This is a genomic window from Gordonia sp. YY1, from assembly GCF_009872315.1.
GTDB lineage: Bacteria > Actinomycetota > Actinomycetes > Mycobacteriales > Mycobacteriaceae > Gordonia > Gordonia amicalis.
This window is the reverse complement of sequence record NZ_WXYI01000002.1, coordinates 99141-105801: the sequence shown is the minus strand read 5'-3', so window position 1 is coordinate 105801 and position 6661 is coordinate 99141. Positions and strand designations below refer to the sequence as shown.

The following is a 6661-nucleotide window of genomic DNA, read 5'->3' as shown; positions in this document are numbered from 1 at the left end:
GCGTCGGAGACGTTTGTTCGGCTGAGCGTCGGAGACGTTTGTTCGGCTGAGCGTCGGAGACGTCTGTTCGGCTGAGCGTCTGGCACGATGAGCAGCGTGCGATCGTCGATTCCCGAGCAGGGTGCACCTGAGTCCCTCCGCGATCAGTCCCGACGCCGCCGGCTGATGCCGGTGGCGGTGGTGATCGTGGCGCTCCTTCTGTCCCCGCTGATGACCGGTTGTCTCGAGCGATCGACGACGGTGGGTGACCGGTATTCCGGCAGCGTCATCGTCGCGACGTCGCCGGACAATCCTCGTGGCGCGCCGCAGCTGGATCTCCCCGAATCGATGTTGGGGCAGGTCTCGGTGACCGAGTTCAAGGAGACGCCGGAGGAGAGTGCGGAGTCGGCCGCGCCGTCGGGGTCCGCGGGAGACGACAACGAGGGCTCCGGTGACAAGCCCGGCGAGGCGGTCACGCGCGTCGGCAGCCGCGCGAGTTTCACCGATCTCACCGCCGGCCAGTTCGGGCAGCTCGGCGACATCATCGCCGACGCGTACGGCGAGACCTCGCTGACGATGGACCTCACGGCCAAGCGCAGCGGCGAGGTCGTCCGCTTCCGCGGTGACACCGACCTCTCCGACCTCACCCCGGTCCGCGACTTCGTGCAGCTGACGGTCACGTTCGGCGGGCCGGTGACGGCCACCAACGGCGACCAGGTCGGCGAGTCGACGGTCACCTGGACCCCGGCGCCGGGCGAACCGTCGGACTTCAGCGCCGACGCCACCTACCCGGATCCGGCGACCGCCGCAGTGAGCAGTTGGTCGTGGTTCGTCGCCATCGTCTGCCTGATCGCGGTGCTGGTCATCGTGCGGATCGCCTATTCGAAGCGGTACCGCGGCCCACGGCCGGGACGACCGGTTTCCCCCAACACCGCACCGTCGACCCTGTCCGGCGAGGGACTCTCGGCAGCCGCCGACCCGACGGCGGCGACTACGCCCAAGGAGAGCTGAGAGCCGTCTACCCGGACCGGCCGCCAGGCGGGAACGCTCAGGCCGGCACGTGCAGCGCCGCGTCGACGTCCACGCCGAGCCGGGCGAGCACCTCGCTGGTCGCCTTGGCGAAGTTGAGGCTGCAGAAGTGCAGGCAGGGTGCGCCCTCGGCGATGAGTCGTTCCGCGGTCTCGGTCGCGAAGTCGATGCCGACCGCGCGCACGGCGGCCCGATCCTCCTCGGGTCCGTCGCCCGCAGCCCTGGCGAACCGTTCCACCACCTTCGGCGGGATCACCGAACCGGACAACTCGGCCATGCGCTTGATGCTGGCCAGCGAGGTCACCGGCATGATGCCCGGGATGATCGGCTTGGCGCCCTGCTCGGGGTCGGCCGCCTGCACCCGGTCACGCAGCCGCAGGTAGTCCTCGACGTCGAAGAACATCTGGGTGATGGAGTACTCGGCGCCCGCGCGCAGCTTGTTCACCAGGTTGCGGGTGTCGTGTTCGAGGTCGGGGGCACGGTGGTGACCCTCCGGGAACGACGCCACGCCGACGTGGAAGTCGCCGAGGGTGCCGATGAGACGGACCAGTTCCTCCGCGTATTCGACGCCGTCGGGGTGCTTGATCCACTCTCCGAGCGGATCGCCGGGCGGGTCGCCGCGGAGCGCGAGGATGTTGGTGATGCCCTGGTCGGCATATGCACCGACGAGCGCGCGCAGTTCGGCGACGCTGTGGTTGACCGCGGTCAGGTGCGCCACCGGTAGCAGGGTGGTCTGGGCGGCGAGCTCGCCGGTGATGCGGACCGTGCGGTCGCGCGTCGACCCGCCGGCGCCGTAGGTCATCGAGACGAACGCCGGGGACAGCCGCTCGAAGATGCGCACCGCGCGCCACAGACGGGCCTCCCCCTCGGCGTCGCGCGGGGGCATGAACTCGACGGAGAACGGCACCGGTCCACGGTGCGGGGCGGACAGGCGTTCGACGATCGAGGGTGCCGGAGCGGTTGGGGTCACCCGAACAGTGTAGAGAGCGATTCGCATAGCCTGGCAGGGTGACCTCCGCCTTCCCCACGCCGACCTCGCTCGATGCGGTCCCGGCGGCCGTCGAGACCGAATTGCGCAATTTCTTCGACGTCGCGGTACCCGCTGCGTCCGACATCGCCCCGGTGGTCGGCACCGCAGCGGAGCTGGTCCGGGATTTCGTGCTGCAGGGCGGGAAGCGGATCCGGCCGGTCTTCGCCTTCGCCGGGTGGCGGTGCGGCATGAGCGAGTCGGGGCGCGTCGACTCCGATGAGGCGTCGACCGTCGGCCGCGAAGCCCGCGACGCGCTGCGGGTGGGCGCGGCCCTCGAACTCGTGCAGGCCTGTGCCCTGATCCACGACGACATCATCGATCGGTCCGACACCCGGCGCGGACAGCCGACGCTGCACCGCGTATTCCAGTCGCGGCATGCCGCGGCCTCCTGGGCGGGTGACCCCGCCGACCACGGGGTGGCCGCGGCGATCCTGGCCGGCGATCTCGCACTCGCGTGGGCCGACGACCTCGTGCACGATCACCGGCCGGGGGTTTCGACAAGCTCAACCAGCAGAGAAACCAGCTCAACCAGCAGAGGAACAAGCTCAACCAGCAGAGAAACAAGCTCAACCAGCAGAGGAACAAGCTCAGCCACCCCCGAGTACCGTCCGCTGCCGCCCGCCGTCGGCGCCACCTGGGCGGCGATGCGCACGGAGGTGCTGGGTGGGCAGTTCCTGGACATCGTGAACGAGGCCAGCGGCGACGATTCCGCGGCCGCGGCCTATCGCGTGATGGAGTTCAAGACCGCCGCGTACACGGTGGCCCGCCCGCTCGAACTCGGGGCGCGACTCGCCGGCGCGTCGGAGGATATGGTCGCGACGCTGCGGAAGATCGGACACGACCTGGGCATCGCCTTCCAGTTGCGCGACGACCAGCTCGGCGTCTTCGGCGACCCCGAACGGACCGGCAAACCGTCCGGCGACGACCTGGTCTCGGGTAAGCGCACCGCCCTGCTCGCCACCGCGCTGCGACGAGCGGACGACTCCGACCCCGCACTCGGGAGCCGCCTGCGCACGTTCATCGGCCGCCCTCTCGACGACGACGAACTGGGTTCCGCGCGAGCACTTCTCGTCGATGTCGGCGCGGTCGCCGAGATGGAGGGCAAGATCGACGACCTGCTCGGCGCCGCTCTCGCCGCACTCGACGCCGCCGACATCGGCGACGACATCCGCACCGAACTCACCGCGGTCGCCCACCGGACCGCACATCGCGAGGCGTGAACCCCGGCGTGGAAGCACCAACTGCGACGCCCACGCCCGCGGGCGGACGCGACCGTCCCGCACGTGGCGATCTGATCATCGGCGCGATCGGCTCGATCCTGGTGTGCGTGGGCAGTTTCGGAGTCGGTGATCCGCCCCGCAACAGCACGACGCTCACCGACCTGGGGCTGAGCTGGATCACCTACGGCCACGGCAAGAACCTCTTCGGGACCTTCTTCTGGCTCGGGGTCTTTCTGATGGTCTTCGCCTGGGTCCGGCTGGGTCGCCGGGTCGCGACCGGTTCCGCGAACTCCCCGTCCACCCGGACCCTGCAGCGGTGGCTACTGGTCTGGGCAGCGCCGCTGCTCGTGGCGGTTCCGGTCTACAGCCGTGACGTCTACGCCTACCTCGCCCAGGGTGCGGTGTTCGGTGCGGGGTTCGATCCGTACGCCGACGGTCCGGCCCACCATCCGGGCCCACTCGTCGACAGCATGGCCACGGTCTGGGCCACCACCACGGCGCCGTACGGACCGTTCACCATGGGACTGCTGCGTGTCGTCACCGAGATCACCGGTGACCATGCCGTCGCCGGCGTCCTGGCCGTGCGGCTCGTGCTGCTGCCCGGGCTGTTCCTGTCGCTGTGGGCGATCCCGCGACTCGCGCGCCACTTCGGCGCCTCGCCGCAGGCCGGTCTCTGGCTCGCACTGTTCAACCCGATGGTCCTCATCCATCTCGTCGCGGGACCTCACGTCGAACTCCTCATGGCCGGGGTGCTCACCACGGGTCTCGTCCTGGTCGTGACCGGCCGGCACGTCACCGGCACCGCGGTGCTGGCCCTCGCGGTGTCGATCAAGATCACCGCGGGGATCGCGATCCCGTTCGTGCTGTGGATCTGGCTGTCCCACATACGGTCCCGCCGCCCGGTGACCGCCCGCGACGTCGTCGGCGTCTTCGCCGCGATCGTGGGTGTCTCGCTCGCGGTGTTCGGCGTCTGGACTCTGCTGGTCGGTCTGGGATTCGGCTGGCTGACGGGTCTGGGCTGGGCCGACGTGATCATCAACTGGTTCACGCTCCCCACCTTCGTCGCCCATCTCGTCACGTTGGTCGCCGCCCCGTTCACCGCTCTCAATCTGCAACCGGTGCTCGAGATCACGCGCGCGATCGGTTCGGTGATCCTCGCGGTCACACTCGTCGCGTTGTGGTGGCGTCACCGGCACGACGCCCGGGACGCGGTCGCGGGTATGGCGTGGGCGATGCTGGCCGTGCTCCTGCTCGAACCGTCCACGCTCCCCTGGTATTACACGTGGGTGCTGGCGATCGCGGTGGCGTTCACGGTGCCGCCGTGGGCACGGGCGAGCGTGGTCGGGGTCTCGGCCTTCATGCTGATCGTGTTCCAGCCCGACGATGCGATCGTCTTCTACAAGCCCGTCGAACTCACCCTGGCGTTCCTGCTGGCCGGACTCGCCGCCTGGTCACTGCTGCGCCCAGACCCGTTGCGGCTCGGCCGGTTCGGGCGATGGGCGTGGGGGTCGGACCGGACCGGCGCACCGGACGAGCCGGCGGCCGAGGAGGACGCGGTCAGAAGGCCTGAGCCTGCGCCCGGCGGATGACCTCGCGGGCGAAGTCGGTGTGCAGGGCCGCGGCGGGATGCAGATCGAGGTCTTCCTGCACGGTGAACAGCCAGGTCATCGCTTCGTCCCGGGTGTACCCCCCGTCGAGCAGGACCCCGACGAGGCCGTAGAAGTGTTTGACGACGCCCTCGTCGTCGAAGAACAGCGCCGGGATCACCGGATGTCCACCGCGGGAGACGGCGAGCAGATTGTGGTCGCGGATGAGTGTGCGCACCCGGTTGGTGGACACCGCGAGCCGGTCGGCGACCTCGTCGACCGACAACATCTCGACATCTGCGGACAGGGTGTCAGGCGACAACGGTATGGAACCCACGGGAAGAAGCGTAGCGGTACTTCCGGGTCCGGTGAAACCGCCGATCCCCGCCTGCCCGCCCGAGGTCCGACACCGACCGCAGCTCACACGCGCCGATGACCCCGACGGTACGGTGCTGCAGGTAGATTCAGCGGGGTGAACTCCCCCGTCGACCCGATGCTCGGGACCGTCCTCGAGGACCGGTACCGCATCGACGCTCCCATCGCGCGGGGTGGCATGTCGGCGGTCTACCTCGGTGTCGACCTCCGGCTCGGCCGCGACGTGGCGGTCAAGGTGATGGACTCGCGGTACTCGGGCGATCCGCAGTTCCTGCGCCGCTTCGAGTTCGAGGCGCGGGCGGTCGCCGGCCTCAAACACCCGGGTCTCGTCGCGGTCTACGACCAGGGCATCGACAACGGCATCGCCTTCCTGGTCATGGAACTCGTCGACGGCGGAAGCTTGCGTGAGCTGCTGCGCGAGCGCGGACCGATGCCCCCGCACGCCGTGGTGGCCGTCGCCGAACCCGTACTCGGCGGCCTCGGGACCGCCCACGCCGCGGGACTGGTCCATCGCGACGTCAAACCCGAGAACGTGCTGATCTCCGACGCCGGTGAGGTCAAGGTCGCCGACTTCGGACTGGTGCGCGCCGTCGCGGAGGCAGGGGTGACCTCGGCCAGCGTGATCCTCGGTACCGCCGCCTACCTCTCGCCCGAACAGGTCGAGTCCACCCACGCCGACGCGCGTAGCGACGTCTACTCGATGGGCGTGATGATGTTCGAGATGCTGACGGGCCGAACACCTTTCCACGGCGACTCGCCGCTGTCTCTCGCCTACCAGCGACTCACCTACGACGTACCCGCGCCGGGCGACGTGATCGCGGGTGTCCCCGCGGAATTCGACGAGATCGTGCTGCGGGCGACCGAACGCAACCCCGCCGACCGGTACGCCGACGGTTTCGAGATGCAGCGCGCCCTGCTCACCGTCGCCGACGACCTCGATCTGCCGCCGTTCACCGTGCCCGCGCCGAAGCGGTCGCGCGAGCGCGAGATGAAATCGCGCTACCGCGCGGCCGGACCGGTCGGTCACGGAACCCGGGTCCAGTCGGCACCCGGCCCGTATGAACCGGGTGCCTCGTCACCGGACTCCCCCGCGGCACCGGTCCGACCGGTCGTCGAACCCGCCGACGATCGGCCCGTCCCGCCTGCCCGCGAGCGGAACGATCGACCGGGATCGCGCGGGCGGGACGCCGCCGACACGCGCGACCAGGCCCCGCTTGAACCCGAACTCGTCGGGGGCGGACGCCTGGGCGCGCTGCTGTGGATTCTCCTGGTGCTGCTGATCGCCGTCGGTCTGGGTGCTGCCGGGTTCTGGGTCGGCAGCACCTATCTCACGATCGGCTGACCTCGAGACGGTCGGCAGCGAGAACCGCTGGTCGAGTAGCCGAGGAGCCTGCGACGAGCCCCACGACCGCCGGTTGAGTAGCCGAGGAGCCTGCGACGAG

General features: G+C 69.8%; 6 protein-coding genes. 4 read left to right on the top strand and 2 right to left on the bottom strand.

Annotated features, from left to right (window positions below):
* Nucleotides 1-87: 87 nt before the first annotated feature.
* Complete coding sequence (locus BPODLACK_RS03685) at nucleotides 88-990, top strand: LppM family (lipo)protein (protein ID WP_159404745.1); 903 nt, start codon at nucleotides 88-90, stop codon at nucleotides 988-990.
* 37 nt (nucleotides 991-1027) lie between these two features.
* On the opposite strand, the gene metF is transcribed toward BPODLACK_RS03685, so the two are convergent.
* Entirely contained in the window at nucleotides 1028-2005 is a 978-nt protein-coding gene (metF, locus tag BPODLACK_RS03680; protein WP_024500387.1) for a methylenetetrahydrofolate reductase [NAD(P)H], read from the bottom strand.
* An 11-nt stretch (nucleotides 2006-2016) separates the two neighbouring features.
* Here metF and BPODLACK_RS03675 point away from each other — a divergent pair, with 11 nt between their 5' ends.
* Both BPODLACK_RS03675 and BPODLACK_RS03670 read left to right on the top strand, forming a co-directional pair.
* Nucleotides 2017-3258, top strand: coding sequence for a polyprenyl synthetase family protein (locus BPODLACK_RS03675; RefSeq protein ID WP_159404744.1), 1242 nt, complete (start codon nucleotides 2017-2019; stop codon nucleotides 3256-3258).
* A complete protein-coding gene (locus BPODLACK_RS03670; protein ID WP_159404743.1) occupies nucleotides 3255-4847 on the top strand; it encodes an alpha-(1->6)-mannopyranosyltransferase A in 1593 nt (530 codons plus the stop codon). The genes BPODLACK_RS03675 and BPODLACK_RS03670 overlap by 4 nt, the downstream gene beginning before the upstream one ends.
* Here the strand turns inward: BPODLACK_RS03670 and BPODLACK_RS03665 are convergent.
* On the bottom strand, nucleotides 4816-5181 hold the full coding sequence (locus tag BPODLACK_RS03665) for an Rv2175c family DNA-binding protein (protein WP_024500390.1): 366 nt from the start codon (nucleotides 5179-5181) through the stop codon (nucleotides 4816-4818). The genes BPODLACK_RS03670 and BPODLACK_RS03665 overlap by 32 nt on opposite strands.
* Before the next feature lie 135 nt (nucleotides 5182-5316).
* Here BPODLACK_RS03665 and BPODLACK_RS03660 point away from each other — a divergent pair, with 135 nt between their 5' ends.
* Entirely contained in the window at nucleotides 5317-6561 is a 1245-nt protein-coding gene (locus BPODLACK_RS03660) for a protein kinase domain-containing protein (RefSeq protein ID WP_159404742.1), read from the top strand.
* Nucleotides 6562-6661: the final 100 nt, after the last annotated feature.